Below are 14,005 nucleotides of genomic sequence, written 5' to 3' on the forward strand. Positions count from 1 at the left end.
GCAGCTCGGCCGTGCAGGGGCGGGCGAGTTGCGATCATCCCTAAGGATGTGGGTAACCTTGTCTCAAATGCCTACGGTTAGTAAGTTTCCCACGGAAACGGATACCGATTCCGTGACGGGGCAGGCACCGAGCGAGATCGGTTCGGTCGCACGCGAGTCCGAAACCAGTCCCCTGGTCCGGATCCGGTCGCTGCTGCCCGGTCTGGCCAGGGCGGAACAGCGTGTAGCCAAGGTCGTCCTCGATGACCCGTCTGCAGTAGCGCGCCGGTCGATCACCGAGGTGGCTCTCGCGGCGAACACCAGCGAAACCACAGTGACCCGGTTCTGCAAGGCCGTGGGGGTCGGCGGGTACCCGCAGCTGCGGATCGCGCTGGCCGCCGACACCGCCCGCTCCGAGGCGCGATCGGCTCGCAACCTGGGCGGCGAGATCGCCGTGGACGACGACCTGGCCGCCGTGGTCGGCAAGGTCAGCTTCGCCGACGCCCGCGCCGTCGAGGAGACCGCCGACCAGCTCGACATCGCGACCCTGCAGCGCGTGATCGAACTGCTCGCGAACGCCGGGCGCACCGACGTCTACGGCGTCGGCGCGAGCGCGTTCGTCGCCGCGGACCTGCAGCAGAAGCTGCACCGCATCGGCCGCGTGTGTTTCGCCTGGTCGGACACGCACATCATGCTGACCTCGGCCGCCGTGCTGGGCGCCGGCGACGTCGCGATCGGCGTCTCCCACACCGGCGCGACCACCGACACCGTCGAGGCGCTGCGGGTGGCCCGCGAGCACGGCGCGACCACGGTGGCGCTGACCAACTTCCCGCGCTCGCCGATCACCGAGGTCGCCGACTACGTGCTGACCACGGCCGCACGCGAGACGACCTTCCGCTCGGGCGCGACCGCGAGCCGGATCGCCCAGCTCACGGTCATCGACTGCGTGTTCATCGGCGTCGCGCAGCACCACATGGAGAGCGCGTCCGCCGCGCTGGAAGCCACTCGCGACGCCGTCGGCGGTCACCGCCTCGGCGTGCGACCGGACGGCCGGAGGCGGCCGCGAGAAACCGGAAAGTGAGCACGAAGGAAACGGTGAGACGCATGATGACGGTGCCGAGTCAGGTGGTCCACGTCGATTCCCCGACCGAGCAGCGCAACCCCCGCACCACCGAGATCGACCGGATGTCGACCCTCGGCATCCTGACCATGATCAACGACGAGGACCGCCGGGTCCCCGATGCGGTCGCCAAGGTCCTGCCCGAGCTGGCGGACGCGGTCGATCATGCGGTGGAGGCGCTGCGCACCGGCCATCGTGTGCACTACGTCGGCGCGGGGACGTCCGGCCGTCTGGCGACGCTGGACGCCGCCGAGCTCGTGCCGACGTTCAACGTGCCTGCCGACTGGTTCGTCGCGCACCACGCGGGCGGCGACCGGGCGTTGCGCGAAGCGGTCGAGAACGCCGAAGACGACGCTGCCGCGGGTGCCGCGGAGATCTCGGCTTCGGTGCGGGCCGGCGACTTCGTGCTGGGCCTGACCGCGTCCGGCCGCACCCCGTTCGTCATCGGCGCGCTGCAGGCGGCCGCGCGGCTGGGCGCGACGACCGGCCTGGTTTCGGGCAACGCGCGTGCGGCCAGGCCGTCCGGGGTCGACGTGTTCATCTCGGTGGACACCGGTCCGGAGGTCATCGCGGGGTCGACGCGGATGAAGGCGGGCTCGGCGCAGAAGATCCTGCTGACCGCGTTCTCCACGGCCACGATGATCAAGCTCGGCCGGACCTACTCGAACCTGATGGTCAGCCTGCGTGCGACCAACGCGAAGCTGCGCGGCCGGACGCTGCGCATCCTCAGCGAGGCGACGGGCGCGGACGAGCGGGAAGCCGCCGAGGCCCTGGCGGAGGCGAACGGTGACCTGAAGGTCGCGCTGGTGCACCTGCTGTGCGGGGTGGACGCGGCGACGGCGGCGGACATGCTGGCCGCGAACGGCGGGCACGTGCGGGAGGCGCTGCTCGCCTGCGCGACGACCTGAGGTCGCGCAGTCCCGGGGAGGTGCGCGGGGAGCGTCGCACTTCCCCGGAATTGCGCGACTGCGAGCGGTTGACGACGGCCCGCGCACGGCACCGCGGTCAACCCCGGCCCACCGCCGCGTGCGGAACGCGGCCCGCCGACGAGGCAGCTCAGCCGGCGGCGTCGGCGATGCTCTTGGCCTCCCGCGCGCCCGCTTCCAGCGCTTCACACACGAAGAGGAGCCACGAGCGCACGCCGTCGGGGCTTCCGGTCGCGAAGGCTGCCGCCGTCTCTTGGTACCGGGCTGACCGGCGGAAGAAGGCGACCTCGGGGACGCTCAGGCCCTTCGGGTCGACTCCGGTCGCCGTCATGGTCAGGCGAGCCGCGGCGCGGGCCAGCACGCCGTCCGCCGTGCCGAAGGGCCGCAGGCTGAGCAGCTCGCCGTGCACGACGGCGGTCAGCACGGGGCCCGGCACCGACGTCGCGCCCGTGACCAGCTGCGTCAGCAAGTCCAGACGGGCACCGGCGGCCGGGTCGGGGCGGCCCAGCGCGTCCTGGTCGTCGACGAGATCGGCCGCGGCCAGGACGTGCATCCGGGCCAGCGCCTGTCGCGGGGCGCGGCGCCACGTGGGCAGCAGCGACTCGCTCGCCTCCGCCACCCGCAGCGCGCCGGCCAGGATCGGGTCCTTCACCTCGGCGTCGGCCGGAATTTCCGGGTCCGCGCCGTCGAGCGCGGCCGACGCCCGGGCGCCCCGGACAGATGCCTCGGCCGCGGTGGCCGAGCCGCCGCGCAGGTTCACGGGGAGCCGGTGCACGGCGAAGACCGCGTCCTGCGCCTTCTTCGCCGCCTCGGCCACACCCTCCAGTTCGAGCAGCGGCGCCAGTGGGTCGCTCATGCGTCCAGCACCTGCCCCTCGCGCCGGATCACCGGCGGCTGCTTCGACCAGGCGAAGTTGATCCACCGGTCCGTGCGCCGCCAGACGTACTCGCACTTCACCTCTGACCAGGGCTTTTCGTACACCACCGCGCACCGCACGTCCGCCACGTGGTCGGCGCAGAAGTCACGCACCAGCTTGAGCGTGGCGCCGGTGTCGGCGACGTCGTCGGCCACCAGGACCTTCGCGCCGGTCAGGTCGACGGCGTTCGGCACCGGCGGCAGCATCACCGGCAGTTCGAGCCGCTCGCCGACGCCGGTGTAGAACTCGACGTTCATGACGTGCAGGTTCTTCACGTCGAGCGCGTAGCCGAGCGCGCCGGCGACGAACAACCCGCCGCGGGCGATGGACAGGATCACGTCCGGCTCGTACCCGCTGTCCGCCACCTGCTGGGCGAGCTCCCGGCTGGCCGAACCGAACAACTCCCAGGTGAGCTCTTCCCGCTCAGCCACTCGGACCTCCTTCGACGCGTCCCCGCGAGCATATGAGGCGACGAAGTGGACCTTGAAAGCAAGCCGGTACTGGCACTGCCGAAAGACCATTTCGGACAGGTACCGTCCCCGCGTGAACTGGCACGACCGGCCCGCGCTGCGCGGCAAGCACGTCCACCTCGAACCGCTCGGCCAGGAACACGCCGAGGGCCTGCACGAAGCCGGCCGCGACCCCGAGGTCTGGCGCTGGCTCAGCCTGCGCCAACCGGCAACTCTCGACGACACCAGGGCCATGATCGACGACATCCTCGCCGAGCCCGGCCGGATCGCGTGGGCACAGGTCGACGCCACCACCGGCCGCGTCGCAGGCACGACCTCCTACTACGAGATCGTCCCGCGCCACCGCGGCCTCGCCATCGGCTACACCTGGATCGGCAGTCAGTGGCAGCGCACGGCGCTGAACACCGAAGCCAAACTCCTGCTGCTGGAACGCGCCTTCGACGTGCTCGGCGCACGGCGGGTCACCTGGCACACCGACCACCGCAACGAGAAGTCGCAGCGTGCCATCGAGCGGCTCGGCGCCAGCCGGGAGGGCCTGCTGCGCGCGCACCGCATCCGCCCGGACGGCAGCCGCCGCGACACCGTCGTCTACTCGCTGCTCGCCGAGGAGTGGCCTACGACACAGGAGAAACTGCTCGATCGCGTGCGGTGATCGGCGCGGGACGTGCCGTGAGGTGCTGCGCTCTTTCGTCGCGGGGGCTAACGTCGCTACCGTGCATCCGGCGTCAGCCAGTGATGAGTGACTTCAGGAGGCCGTGCACCATGACAGAGCAGTCCCCCGCGCTGGACAACCTGCTCACCGAGAACCGGACGTTCCCGCCGACCGACGAGTTCGCGGCGCAGGCCAACGCGAAGGCCGATTGGTACGAGAAGGCCGACGCCGACCGCGAAGCGTTCTGGGCCGAGCAGGCGGAGCGGCTGCACTGGGACACCAAGTGGTCCCAGGTCCTCGACTGGTCGGGCGCGCCCTTCGCCAAGTGGTTCGTCGGCGGCAAGCTGAACGTCGCGTACAACTGCGTCGACCGGCACGTCGAGTCCGGGCACGGCGAGCAGGTCGCCATCCACTGGGTCGGCGAGCCGGGCGACACCCGTGACATCACCTACGCCCAGCTCAAGGACGAGGTGTCCAAGGCCGCGAACGCGCTGGCCTCCCTCGGCGTCACCTCCGGCGACCGGGTCGCCATCCAGCTGCCGATGATCCCCGAGGCGATCGTCGCGATGCTGGCCTGCGCGCGGCTGGGCGCGATGCACAGCGTCGTCTTCGGCGGGTTCTCCCCGGCGGCGCTGCGCTCCCGCGTCGACGACGCCGAGGCCAAGGTCGTGATCACCTCCGACGGCCAGTACCGCCGCGGCAAGGCCGCGCCGATGAAGACGAACGTCGACGAGGCCCTCGACGGCGCCGCGAGCGTCGAGAAGGTCATCGTCGTGCGCCGCACCGGCGAAGAGGTCCCGATGAGCGAGCGGGACGTGTGGTGGCACGAGCTCGTCGACGGCCAGTCCACCGAGCACACCCCGGAGGCGTTCGACTCCGAGCACCCGCTGTTCATCCTCTACACCAGCGGCACCACCGGGAAGCCGAAGGGCATCCTGCACACCTCCGGCGGCTACCTGACCCAGGTCGCCTACACCCACCACGTCGTCTTCGACCACAAGCCGGGCGAGGACGTCTACTGGTGCACCGCCGACATCGGCTGGGTGACCGGCCACTCCTACATCGTCTACGGCCCGCTGGCGAACCGCGCGACCCAGGTGGTCTACGAGGGCACCCCCAACACGCCGCACGAGGGCAGGCACTGGGAGATCATCCAGAACCACAAGGTCTCCATCTACTACACCGCGCCGACCCTGATCCGCACGTTCATGAAGTGGGGCGAGGACATCCCGGCGAAGTACGACCTGTCCAGCCTCCGCGTGCTGGGCAGCGTCGGCGAGCCGATCAACCCCGAGGCGTGGATGTGGTACCGCGAGCACATCGGCGCGGGCAAGGCGCCGATCGTGGACACCTGGTGGCAGACCGAAACCGGCGCGATCATGATCTCGCCGCTGCCGGGCGTCACCTCGACCAAGCCCGGTTCGGCGCAGCGCCCGCTGCCCGGCATCTCGGCGAAGGTCGTCGACGACACCGCGACCGAGGTCGGCAAGGGCGGCGGCGGTTACCTGGTGCTGGACAAGCCGTGGCCGTCGATGCTGCGCGGCATCTGGGGCGACGACGAGCGCTTCCGCGACACCTACTGGTCGCGGTTCGCCGACCAGGGCTTCTACTTCGCCGGTGACGGCGCGAAGTACGACAACGACGGCGACATCTGGCTGCTCGGCCGGGTCGACGACGTCATGAACGTGTCCGGCCACCGCATCTCCACCACGGAGGTCGAAAGCGCTCTCGTGTCGCACCCGACGGTCGCCGAAGCCGCGGTGGTGGGCGCCTCCGACCCGACCACCGGGCAGGGCATCGTCGCGTTCGTGATCCTGCGCGGCTCCGCGGCCGAGGGCGGCGACGAGGCGGTGCAGGAGCTGCGCAACCACGTCGCCAAGGAGATCGGTCCGATCGCCAAGCCGCGGCAGATCATGGTCGTGCCCGAGCTACCGAAGACCCGCTCCGGCAAGATCATGCGCCGCCTGCTGCGCGACGTGGCCGAGAACCGGCAGATCGGCGACGTCACCACGCTGGCCGACTCCAGCGTCATGGAGCTGATCTCCAGCGGCCTGAAGTCCGGCAAGGAGGACTGACGCACGAACAAGGGCCCTGCACCTCGCGGTGCAGGGCCCTTGTCATGGGAACCCGAGGAAAAAGTGGATCAGCCGGTGACGTCCAGGTGGGCCTTCACCGGGGTCGGCCGCGGGGCCTTGCCGTTGGCGTCGGGCTTGTCGCCCGCACCCGAGCCGGCGCCGCCACCGGAGCTGGTCTTCGTCGAGGTCGGGGTGCTGGTGCCCGGCTTCGAGGTGCTCGTCGTCGGCTTGGTGGTCGGGGTCTCGCCACCGCCGTTGTCGTCGTCGCCCGGCGCGCAGGTGACCGACGCGATGTCCAGCGTCTGCAGGTTGTCGATCTTGATGGAGATCGCGGTGACGGTGATCGAACCGTCGTCCTTCTTGGTCTGCTTGTTCAGCACGACCGAGAGCAGACCCGGCACGGCGACCGTGGTGTTGGTCGGCGCGGTCACGTCGAGGGTGATGTCACCGAGCTTCGCCTTGGCCAGCGACGAGGTGCCCTTGCCGCCCTCGCACTCCGCCTCGATGGCGGTCGCGGTCAGGAGCGGCTTGCCGACGCCGAGGCCGACGTTGACGTCGGCGACGCTGGCGCGCGCCTGGCCGGCGCCCGCCGAGGCGTTGAGCAGCTTGACCTGGGCCAGGCCCGGCACGTTCAGCGTGGCGAGGGACTTCTGCTCGAAGCCCTTCTCGTCGGTCACGTACGGGCTGGGGTCGATCCCGAGGAGGCCCTTGGCGGCGATCGCGTAGGCGGAGTTGACGCCGTCCGTGGTGGTCGTGGTCGCACCCGCGGCGGGCGCGAGCAGCACCGAGGTGGCGAGCGCGGTCGCGAGCACGCCGACGCCGCCGGCCACAGCCTTCTTTCTGGACAAGGAATTCCCTTTCGTGAAATGGAAATGCGGAATGAAGCCGGCGGCCCCCCGTGGTGCATTCCGACCGCCGGCGAAGTGCGAAGAAGCTCAGGACGTCACGTGATGTTCACGATCGTGCCGAGCGGCAGTTTGACGAGCTCGTCGAGCGCCTCGGAGGGCACCCGGATGCAGCCGTCGCTGTTCGCCTGACCGGCGAAGCTGTTGTTCGGCCAGGTGTGCAGTCCCACCGTGCCCGGGCCGCCGCCGAAGGTCTCCAGCGAATCGGAGTGGTAGCTCAGCGGCAGCACGATCGGGCTGTAGGTGTTCTTCGTTTCCTCGATCGAGGCGATGATGTAAGCACGCCCCGCCGGGGTCGGGTGTTCGGGCTTGCCGGTGCCGATCGTCCACTTGCCGATCGACTTGCCGCTCTCCAGGATCTCCAGGCTGAACGCGGCACGGTCCACATTGACCACGTAGTCGTTCTGCGCGGATTCGGCGGCGCCCTCGCTCAGGTGCACCCAGCCGGACGCGGCGTTGGGCCGGGTCGGCAGGAGGACGTGCGCCCAGTCGCCCTGCTCCGCGATCACCGGCACCCACGTCGGCGATCCCATTTGGATGGACGGCAGCTTCGCGATCGCTTTGCCGCCAACGGAGTCGTACACGACCATGTCGGCCTTGGGGTGGATCACGCGGCCGGCCGTCGCGCCACCGGATGGCTGCGGGTCGAGCGGGGCGTTCGCGACCGTGGCGAACGTGGTCGCCTCCGGCAGCTGGGTCAGGTCTTCCTGGCTCACCGCGGCCGGCTTCACGCCGTCCTCGTCGCCACCGGAGCACGCCCCGGTGAGCAGTGCCAGGGTCGAGACCCCGGCCACGGCGAGGAGCCGGACCGGGAGCCGTCCGCGGCGCGCAGAACCCGTCTGCGTGCGCGAGCTGCACGTCATGCGCATTACCACAATCCTTGAGGACCTACATCGGACAAGAATTCACCAAGGCGGTCTCCCCCGAAGACATGCGGCACCGCAGGTGCGCCTTGGGCCTTATTGCTATCAGGACCCCCCTAGGTGATCAAACTCCCGGGTGACGGGGGTCGGTTAGGGAGAGCAGGGCAAATGCTGCATTTGCCGAGGTCGCAGGAAAAACGAGATACACCCGATCGGGTACAGATAAGTAACGCCCACTTCCACCTGCCCCCATCGAGCGACACTGCTTCCTCACCCTGGCGGGTGATGGCGGCAGCGTAGCGGTACCTCCGGGCGCGCCGCCCCGGGGGTACGCGGAAGTAGGTAGCGCGGGACAATCGCCGGGCACACCCCAGCGAGCGGCTATCGAACGCCTGTTCTAGAATTCGGGCCGACGTAGCCGGACCCCACGAGAGGGAGACCGCAGCACCGATGAGCTTGGACACCACGACCACCCCGCAGGAGCAGGACACCCCCGTCACGCCGGCGCCGGTCACGGACGACTCCGCAGCCGCTCCCGCTCCCGCCGCCACCTCCGCCGAAAGCGAGGAAGCCAAGCCCAAGCGCGGCCGCCCGAAGGCCTCCGCGGCGAAGAAGACCCGCACCGTCGAGCTCACGCTCACCGTCACCGGCACCGCCGACGGCGAGTGGCAGGCCGAGCTCAAGCACGGCTCGAAGTGGGTCGCGCAGGGCCTGAAGATCCCGGCCTCGGCCGTGTCCCGCGCGGCCAAGGAGCTGCACGAGGACCTCTCGACGCCGATCGACGAGGTGATCAACGCGGCCGTCGAGCAGCAGAAGGCCAAGGTCGCCGCCCTGGAGGCGGAGCTGGAACAGGCCAGGCAGGCCCTCGCCGAGCTCGACGGCTGACCTCACCGGCGTCTACCTGGTCGGCGGGCCGAGCCGCATGCCGCTCGTCGCGGCGCTGCTCGCCGAGCAGCTCGGCGTGCTGCCGACCACCCAGGACCAGCCGGAGACCGCGGTCGCGTTCGCCCGCCGGAACCGACCGCCGACCGGCGATCCCGAGACCCGCCGGGGCGGATGTCCATCGATCAGGCATCCGCCCCGGCGTTCTTTTCCCACCGGACACTTTCCGCGTACCATCTGTATACAACGTGTATGGAGGGAGCCCGGATGCCGGCGACGAGCAAGCCCGCCCAGTCCGGGCGGGCGAAGGCCTACGACTACCTGAAGAACACCGTGCTGGCCGACCCCGACGCCGAGGGCGGCTTCATCAGCGAACAGGAGGTCGCCGAGCGCGTCGGCGTCTCCCGCACCCCCGTGCGCGAGGCGTTGCTGCAGCTCGCCGCCGAGGAACTGGTGCAGCTCGTGCCCAACCGGGGCGCGTACATCGCGCCGCTGACCGGGCGCGACCTGCGGGACCTCGTCGAACTGCGCGGGCTGCTCGAACGGTTCGCGGCCGAGCGCGTGATGGCGGCCGGGACCGTGCCGTGGCGGGCGATGCAGCAGGTCCTCGAACAGCAGGAGCGCTGCGACGACCCGGCGTCGGCCAAGGAGTTCATCGAACTCGACGCGCACTTCCACACGCTGCTCGTCGAGGCCGCGGGCAACTCGATGCTGAGCCGGACCTACACCGCGCTGCGAGCCCGGCAGGTGCGTGCCGGGCTCGTCGCGCTGCGGCGGTCAGGCACCCGGCACGCGGAGGTCATCCACGAGCACCAGGCCATTGTGACCGCACTGGCCAACGGTGAGGTCGAGGCGGCGCTGGCCGCCATCGACGACCACCACGCCCAGACCCTGAAGCATCAGCTGACGACCACCTGAGTCTCGTCGCGGGCCTCCCGCGCGAGCGCGATGCCGACGATGCTGACCACCGCGGTCACCACCACGTACAGCGCGAGCGCGACCCAGCTGTCGAAACCGGCCAGCAGCGAGGTGAACAGCAGCGGCGCGATGGCGCCGCCGATCACGCCGGCGAGCGTGTAGGCCAGCGAGCTGCCGGTGTAGCGCAGGCGCTCGGTGAACTGCTCGGTGATCAGCGCGGCCTGCGGACCGTACAGCGCGGCGTGGATGACGAGCGCGATCACGATGCCGACCAGCAGCAGGCCGAACGAGCGGCCGGACACCAGCGGGAAGAACACGAACGGCCAGATCGCCGCGGCGATGGTCGCGAAGAGGTAGAGCTTGCGGCGGTTCATCCGGTCCGACAGCGCGCCGAACGCCGGCATCAGGATGAGCTGTCCGGCAGACCCGATCATGACCGCGGTGAGGCCCTGGCTGCGGGACATGCCCAGCTCCTGGGTCATGTAGGTCAGCACGAAGACGGTGAACAGCGCGTACAGCACGTCGGGGCAGACGCGGACGAAGATCGCGGCCAGCAGGGCCCGGCGCTCGTACTTGAAGACCTCGGAAATCGGCGCGCTGGGCCGCTCGCCGCTCTCCGCGATGCGCTTGAAGACCGGGGTCTCCTCCAGCTTGAGCCGGATCCACAGACCGAACGCGACGAGCACGGCGGACAGCAGGAACGCCACGCGCCAGCCCCACGAGTCGAACTGCGCCTCGGTCAGCAGCAGAGCCAGCAGCGCGAGCACACCGTTGGCGAGCAGGTTGCCCGCGGGCGGGCCGACCTGGGCGGCGGAGGCCCAGAACCCGCGCTTCTTCGGATCGCCGAACTCGCTGGACAGCAGCACCGCGCCGCCCCACTCACCGCCGATGCCGACGCCCTGGGCGAAGCGCAGCAGGACCAGCAGCACCGCCGCCGAGCCGCCGATCGCGGAGTGGGTCGGCAGGACGCCGATGAGGAAGGTGGCGATGCCGGTGAGCAGCAGCGTGATCACCAGGACACGCTTGCGGCCGAGCACGTCGCCGAGACGGCCGAAGACGAACCCGCCGAGCGGGCGGGAGAGGTAGCCGACGGCGTAGGTGGAGAACGCGGCCATCGTGCTGACCAGCGGGTCGCCGGCCGGGAAGAACTGGTGTCCGAAAACGGTGGCCGCGGCCACCGAGTAGGCCGCGAAGTCGTACCACTCCAGCGACGTGCCGGACAGGCTCGCCAGGAAGGCACGCCGTAGCGACGCCCTGTCCACGGTCGGCGTTACCGAGGTCATTGCTCACATCCTGATCTATTCGGTGCCACGATGCTGTAATACTCGTTGTATACAACCTGCATGCGCAACCCCTCGCAGGTAAGAACTGGGTTACCCGAAATTACGGAGGACGACATGCCGACGCTGAGCTTCGACCTGCCCGACGGCACGACGGTGACCACTCCGGTGACGACCTTGCTGAACGCCGGGTACGCGGGCCGCGACCAGGCCGACGTCGCCGCGCACGTCGCCGAGCTGGCCGAGCTGGGCGTGCCGGCGCCGAAGGTCACGCCGGCGCTGTACCCGGTCGCCCCGTACCTGGCCGCCCAGACCGACGAGGTGCCCGCCCAGCACGACCGCACGTCCGGCGAGGCGGAGTGGGCGCTGGTGATCACCGCGGACGGGGTGCTGCTCACCGTCGCGTGCGACCACACCGACCGGGAGCTCGAGGTGCACGGGGTGGCGTGGAGCAAGAACGCGGCACCGGACGTGCTGGGGCGCCAGGCGTGGCGGCTGGACGACGTGGCGGACCGACTGGACTCGCTGACGCTGCGCGGCTGGGCCGACGGGCAGCTGATCCAGGACGGCACGCTCGCGGAGCTGCTGACGCCGCAGCACTGGCTGGACGTGCTGCGCGAGCGCGGGCTGTACGAGCCGGGGGTGGTGCTGATCTCGGGGACGATCCCGATGGTGCCGGGGGTGAACCAGTTCGCCGGCGAATGGCGGGTCGAACTGGGCGACCCGGCGACGGGCAACACGATCGAGGCGGCCTACCGCGTCCGGCGCTTGCCGGAGGCGATCGGCTGACCGGGCGCCCGGCTGGGAGCGAGTCCTGGCACCCGGGTAGGTAGCGGCGCGGGGTCGCCGGAGGCCATCGCCCGGTGGCAGCTGCCGTGCCCGCGGAGCGGGCATGCCCGGGAGGGTGGGCGGAGTCCTGGCACCCGGCGGGGAATGGCGCGGGGTCGCCGGCGGCCACCACCCGGTGGGGCTACCGCGCCCGAATTGCCGAGCATGCCCGGCAGCGCGGCCGGAGCCCTGGCACCCGGGTGGGGCAGAGGCGCGGGGTCGCCGGCGGCCACCACCCGGCGGCAGCTGCTGCTCCCGCAGAGCGGGCACACCCGGGCACGTGGGCGGAGTCCTGGCACCCGGCGTGGGCAGAGGCGCGGGATTGCCAGCGGCCACCACCCGACAAGGGGCTACTGCGCCCGCTGAGCGGGCACGCCCAGCAATGCGGCCAGAGTCCTGGCACCCGGCGGGGTAAAGGCGCGGGATTGCCGGAGGCCACCACCAGTAAGGGGCTCCGCGCCTGTGGAGCGGGCCTCTCAGCGAGCGTGGCCGTGCCAGCGCCCCCAGCGCAGGCAGCTCTCAGCGTCCCGGCGCGGGCAGGGGTGCGCCGGGGCGTTGGGGAGTTGGCGCGTCGGGGCGACGGTGCATCGGGGCGTTGAGGCGTTGGGGCGTCACCCTCGCAGCCTCGTGTTCAGTCGTGCGGCTTGGCGGGTCAGGTGGTCGCGTTCGGCGAGGTTCGTCGCCTTCGTGGCGGCCTCCGCGTACAGCCGGGCGGCGCTCGCCAGGTCACCATCGCGTTCGTGCAGGTACGCCGACACCGCGGCGTACCTCGGCAGCCCCTCGTCCAGGGACGCGAGTTCCGCCAGGCCCGCGCGGGGGCCGTCCGCCTCGCCGACCGCCACCGCCCGGTTCAGGCGCACCACGGGGCTGTCCGTCAGCCGCACCAGCTCGTCGTACCACTCGACGATCTGCACCCAGTCGGTCTCCTCCGCGGTGGGCGCGTCGGCGTGCAGGGCGGCGATCGCGGCCTGCGCCTGGAACTCACCGAGCCGGTCACGGGCCAGCGCCGCCTGCAGGATCTCCACGCCCTCCGCGATCAGGCGGGTGTCCCACCGGCCGCGGTCCTGCTCGGCGAGCGGCACCAGACTGCCGTCGGGCGCGGTCCGGCTCGCGCGCCGGGCGTGGTGCAGCAGCATCAGGGCGAGCAGCCCGGCCACCTCGGGGTGGTCGATCACCGCCGCGAGCTGGCGGGTCAGCCGGATCGCCTCGGCGGCCAGGTCGACGTCACCGGAGTAGCCCTCGTTGAACACCAGGTAGAGCACGCGCAGCACGGTGGCGACGTCGCCGGGCTGGTCGAACCGCACCCCGGCGACCGTCCGCTTGGCGCGGCTGATCCGCTGCGCCATCGTCGCCTCCGGCACCAGGTACGCGGCGGCGATCTGCCGCGTCGTCAAGCCGCCGACGGCACGCAACGTGAGCGCGACCGCGGACGACGGGGTCAGCGACGGGTGCGCGCACAGGAAGTACAGCTGGAGCGTGTCGTCCACCCCGACGGCCTGCCCGGGCGCCGGCTCCACGTCGACGAGGTCCTCACGACGCCGCCGCGCCGCTTCCGCGCGGGTCGCGTCCAGGAACTTGCGCCACGCCACCGTGACGAGCCAGCCCTTCGGATCGCGCGGCGGGTCGTCCGGCCACACGCGCAACGCCTCGACGAGCGCCTCCTGCACCGCGTCCTCGGCCGCCGCGAAGTCGGCTCCGCGGCGGACGAGGATCGCGAGCACAGTCGGGGTGAGGCCCCGGAGCAGGGCCTCGTCCACCGCAGGGCTCATTCCGTGACCGTGGGCGGCTCGGCGAGGAAGGGGCGCAGCTCGAGCCACTCGTGGATCGGCTTCCCACCCGCCCCCGGTGCGGCCGACAGCTCCCCGGCCAGCTCCACCGCACGGTCGTAGCTGTCCACGTCGATCACCATCCACCCGGCGATCAGGTCCTTGGTCTCCGGGAACGGACCGTCGGTCACCGGCGGACGCCCCTCCCCGTCGTAGCGCACCCACGCGCCCTCCGGCGCCAGCGCCTGACCGTCGACGAACTCACCGGTCTCCTCCAACCGGGCCGCGAAATCCCGCATGTACTGCACATGCGTCGTGATCTCCTCCGGCGCCCACTGGTCCATCGGCACGTCGTTGACCGCCGCCGGAGCGCCCCGGTAGTGCTTGAGCAGCAGATACTTCGCCATGGTCGTCTCCTCGATCGT

14 protein-coding genes are annotated in these 14,005 nt (G+C 71.0%); 7 read left to right on the forward strand and 7 right to left on the reverse strand.

The genetic code is table 11. From position 1 onward, the window contains the following. The first annotated feature begins 67 nt into the window (after window positions 1-67). Entirely contained in the window at window positions 68-1,060 is a 993-nt protein-coding gene (locus ABZ215_RS11650) for a MurR/RpiR family transcriptional regulator (protein ID WP_354949459.1), read from the forward strand. A 23-nt stretch (window positions 1,061-1,083) separates the two neighbouring features. After that, window positions 1,084-2,007, forward strand: a complete 924-nt coding sequence (locus tag ABZ215_RS11655) for an N-acetylmuramic acid 6-phosphate etherase (protein ID WP_020420342.1) — start codon at window positions 1,084-1,086, stop codon at window positions 2,005-2,007. 148 nt (window positions 2,008-2,155) lie between these two features. Here ABZ215_RS11655 and ABZ215_RS11660 read toward each other — a convergent pair whose 3' ends face one another. Both ABZ215_RS11660 and ABZ215_RS11665 read right to left on the reverse strand, forming a co-directional pair. Continuing rightward, complete coding sequence (locus tag ABZ215_RS11660; protein ID WP_354949460.1) at window positions 2,156-2,881, reverse strand: oxidoreductase; 726 nt, start codon at window positions 2,879-2,881, stop codon at window positions 2,156-2,158. Next, a complete protein-coding gene (locus ABZ215_RS11665; protein WP_017985479.1) occupies window positions 2,878-3,372 on the reverse strand; it encodes a phosphoribosyltransferase in 495 nt (164 codons plus the stop codon). Before ABZ215_RS11665 ends, ABZ215_RS11660 begins: the two co-directional genes overlap by 4 nt. A gap of 112 nt (window positions 3,373-3,484) precedes the next feature. Between ABZ215_RS11665 and ABZ215_RS11670 the strand changes: the two genes are divergently transcribed. After that, window positions 3,485-4,063, forward strand: coding sequence for a GNAT family protein (locus ABZ215_RS11670; protein ID WP_354949461.1), 579 nt, complete (start codon window positions 3,485-3,487; stop codon window positions 4,061-4,063). Window positions 4,064-4,173: 110 nt separating this feature from the next. After that, window positions 4,174-6,138, forward strand: a complete 1,965-nt coding sequence (gene acs, locus ABZ215_RS11675) for an acetate--CoA ligase (protein ID WP_020420339.1) — start codon at window positions 4,174-4,176, stop codon at window positions 6,136-6,138. A gap of 68 nt (window positions 6,139-6,206) precedes the next feature. Here acs and ABZ215_RS11680 read toward each other — a convergent pair whose 3' ends face one another. Both ABZ215_RS11680 and ABZ215_RS11685 read right to left on the reverse strand, forming a co-directional pair. Further along, window positions 6,207-6,986, reverse strand: coding sequence for a choice-of-anchor P family protein (locus ABZ215_RS11680; protein WP_235716217.1), 780 nt, complete (start codon window positions 6,984-6,986; stop codon window positions 6,207-6,209). A gap of 95 nt (window positions 6,987-7,081) precedes the next feature. Then, window positions 7,082-7,912 carry a L,D-transpeptidase gene (locus ABZ215_RS11685; protein ID WP_020420337.1) on the reverse strand — a complete coding sequence of 277 codons (831 nt, stop codon included), beginning with the start codon at window positions 7,910-7,912 and terminating at the stop codon, window positions 7,082-7,084. A gap of 444 nt (window positions 7,913-8,356) precedes the next feature. Here ABZ215_RS11685 and ABZ215_RS11690 point away from each other — a divergent pair, with 444 nt between their 5' ends. Continuing rightward, window positions 8,357-8,791, forward strand: coding sequence for a DUF6319 family protein (locus ABZ215_RS11690; protein ID WP_020420336.1), 435 nt, complete (start codon window positions 8,357-8,359; stop codon window positions 8,789-8,791). Window positions 8,792-9,055: 264 nt separating this feature from the next. After that, window positions 9,056-9,706 carry a GntR family transcriptional regulator gene (locus ABZ215_RS11695; RefSeq protein ID WP_020420335.1) on the forward strand — a complete coding sequence of 217 codons (651 nt, stop codon included), beginning with the start codon at window positions 9,056-9,058 and terminating at the stop codon, window positions 9,704-9,706. Here ABZ215_RS11695 and ABZ215_RS11700 read toward each other — a convergent pair. Then, the gene (locus tag ABZ215_RS11700) at window positions 9,688-10,989 is read right to left on the reverse strand and encodes an MFS transporter (RefSeq protein WP_354949462.1); all 1,302 of its coding nucleotides are present in this window, start codon (window positions 10,987-10,989) and stop codon (window positions 9,688-9,690) included. The two genes, ABZ215_RS11695 and ABZ215_RS11700, sit on opposite strands and share 19 nt — an antisense overlap. Window positions 10,990-11,103: 114 nt before the next feature. Between ABZ215_RS11700 and ABZ215_RS11705 the strand changes: the two genes are divergently transcribed. Continuing rightward, entirely contained in the window at window positions 11,104-11,775 is a 672-nt protein-coding gene (locus ABZ215_RS11705; protein WP_020420333.1) for a DUF2848 domain-containing protein, read from the forward strand. A gap of 650 nt (window positions 11,776-12,425) precedes the next feature. Here the strand turns inward: ABZ215_RS11705 and ABZ215_RS11710 are convergent. Both ABZ215_RS11710 and ABZ215_RS11715 read right to left on the reverse strand, forming a co-directional pair. Next, window positions 12,426-13,583, reverse strand: coding sequence for a DUF6596 domain-containing protein (locus tag ABZ215_RS11710; protein ID WP_354949463.1), 1,158 nt, complete (start codon window positions 13,581-13,583; stop codon window positions 12,426-12,428). Then, window positions 13,580-13,987 carry a YciI family protein gene (locus ABZ215_RS11715; RefSeq protein ID WP_354949464.1) on the reverse strand — a complete coding sequence of 136 codons (408 nt, stop codon included), beginning with the start codon at window positions 13,985-13,987 and terminating at the stop codon, window positions 13,580-13,582. Before ABZ215_RS11715 ends, ABZ215_RS11710 begins: the two co-directional genes overlap by 4 nt. Between the last annotated feature and the right edge of the window lie 18 nt (window positions 13,988-14,005).

The sequence above is a fragment of the Amycolatopsis sp. NPDC006131 genome, assembly GCF_040614175.1.
Taxonomy (GTDB): Bacteria; Actinomycetota; Actinomycetes; order Mycobacteriales; family Pseudonocardiaceae; genus Amycolatopsis_E; species Amycolatopsis_E tucumanensis.

Coding starts and splice junctions, on each gene's coding strand:
- ABZ215_RS11650 (WP_354949459.1), top strand. CDS start 68: ATGCCTACGGTTAGTAAGTTTCCCACGGAAACGGATACCGATTCCGTG.
- ABZ215_RS11695 (WP_020420335.1), top strand. CDS start 9,056: ATGCCGGCGACGAGCAAGCCCGCCCAGTCCGGGCGGGCGAAGGCCTAC.
- ABZ215_RS11655 (WP_020420342.1), top strand. CDS start 1,084: ATGATGACGGTGCCGAGTCAGGTGGTCCACGTCGATTCCCCGACCGAG.
- ABZ215_RS11690 (WP_020420336.1), top strand. CDS start 8,357: ATGAGCTTGGACACCACGACCACCCCGCAGGAGCAGGACACCCCCGTC.
- ABZ215_RS11715 (WP_354949464.1), bottom strand. CDS start 13,987: ATGGCGAAGTATCTGCTGCTCAAGCACTACCGGGGCGCTCCGGCGGCG.
- ABZ215_RS11710 (WP_354949463.1), bottom strand. CDS start 13,583: ATGAGCCCTGCGGTGGACGAGGCCCTGCTCCGGGGCCTCACCCCGACT.
- ABZ215_RS11700 (WP_354949462.1), bottom strand. CDS start 10,989: ATGACCTCGGTAACGCCGACCGTGGACAGGGCGTCGCTACGGCGTGCC.
- ABZ215_RS11705 (WP_020420333.1), top strand. CDS start 11,104: ATGCCGACGCTGAGCTTCGACCTGCCCGACGGCACGACGGTGACCACT.
- ABZ215_RS11685 (WP_020420337.1), bottom strand. CDS start 7,912: ATGCGCATGACGTGCAGCTCGCGCACGCAGACGGGTTCTGCGCGCCGC.
- ABZ215_RS11660 (WP_354949460.1), bottom strand. CDS start 2,881: ATGAGCGACCCACTGGCGCCGCTGCTCGAACTGGAGGGTGTGGCCGAG.
- acs (WP_020420339.1), top strand. CDS start 4,174: ATGACAGAGCAGTCCCCCGCGCTGGACAACCTGCTCACCGAGAACCGG.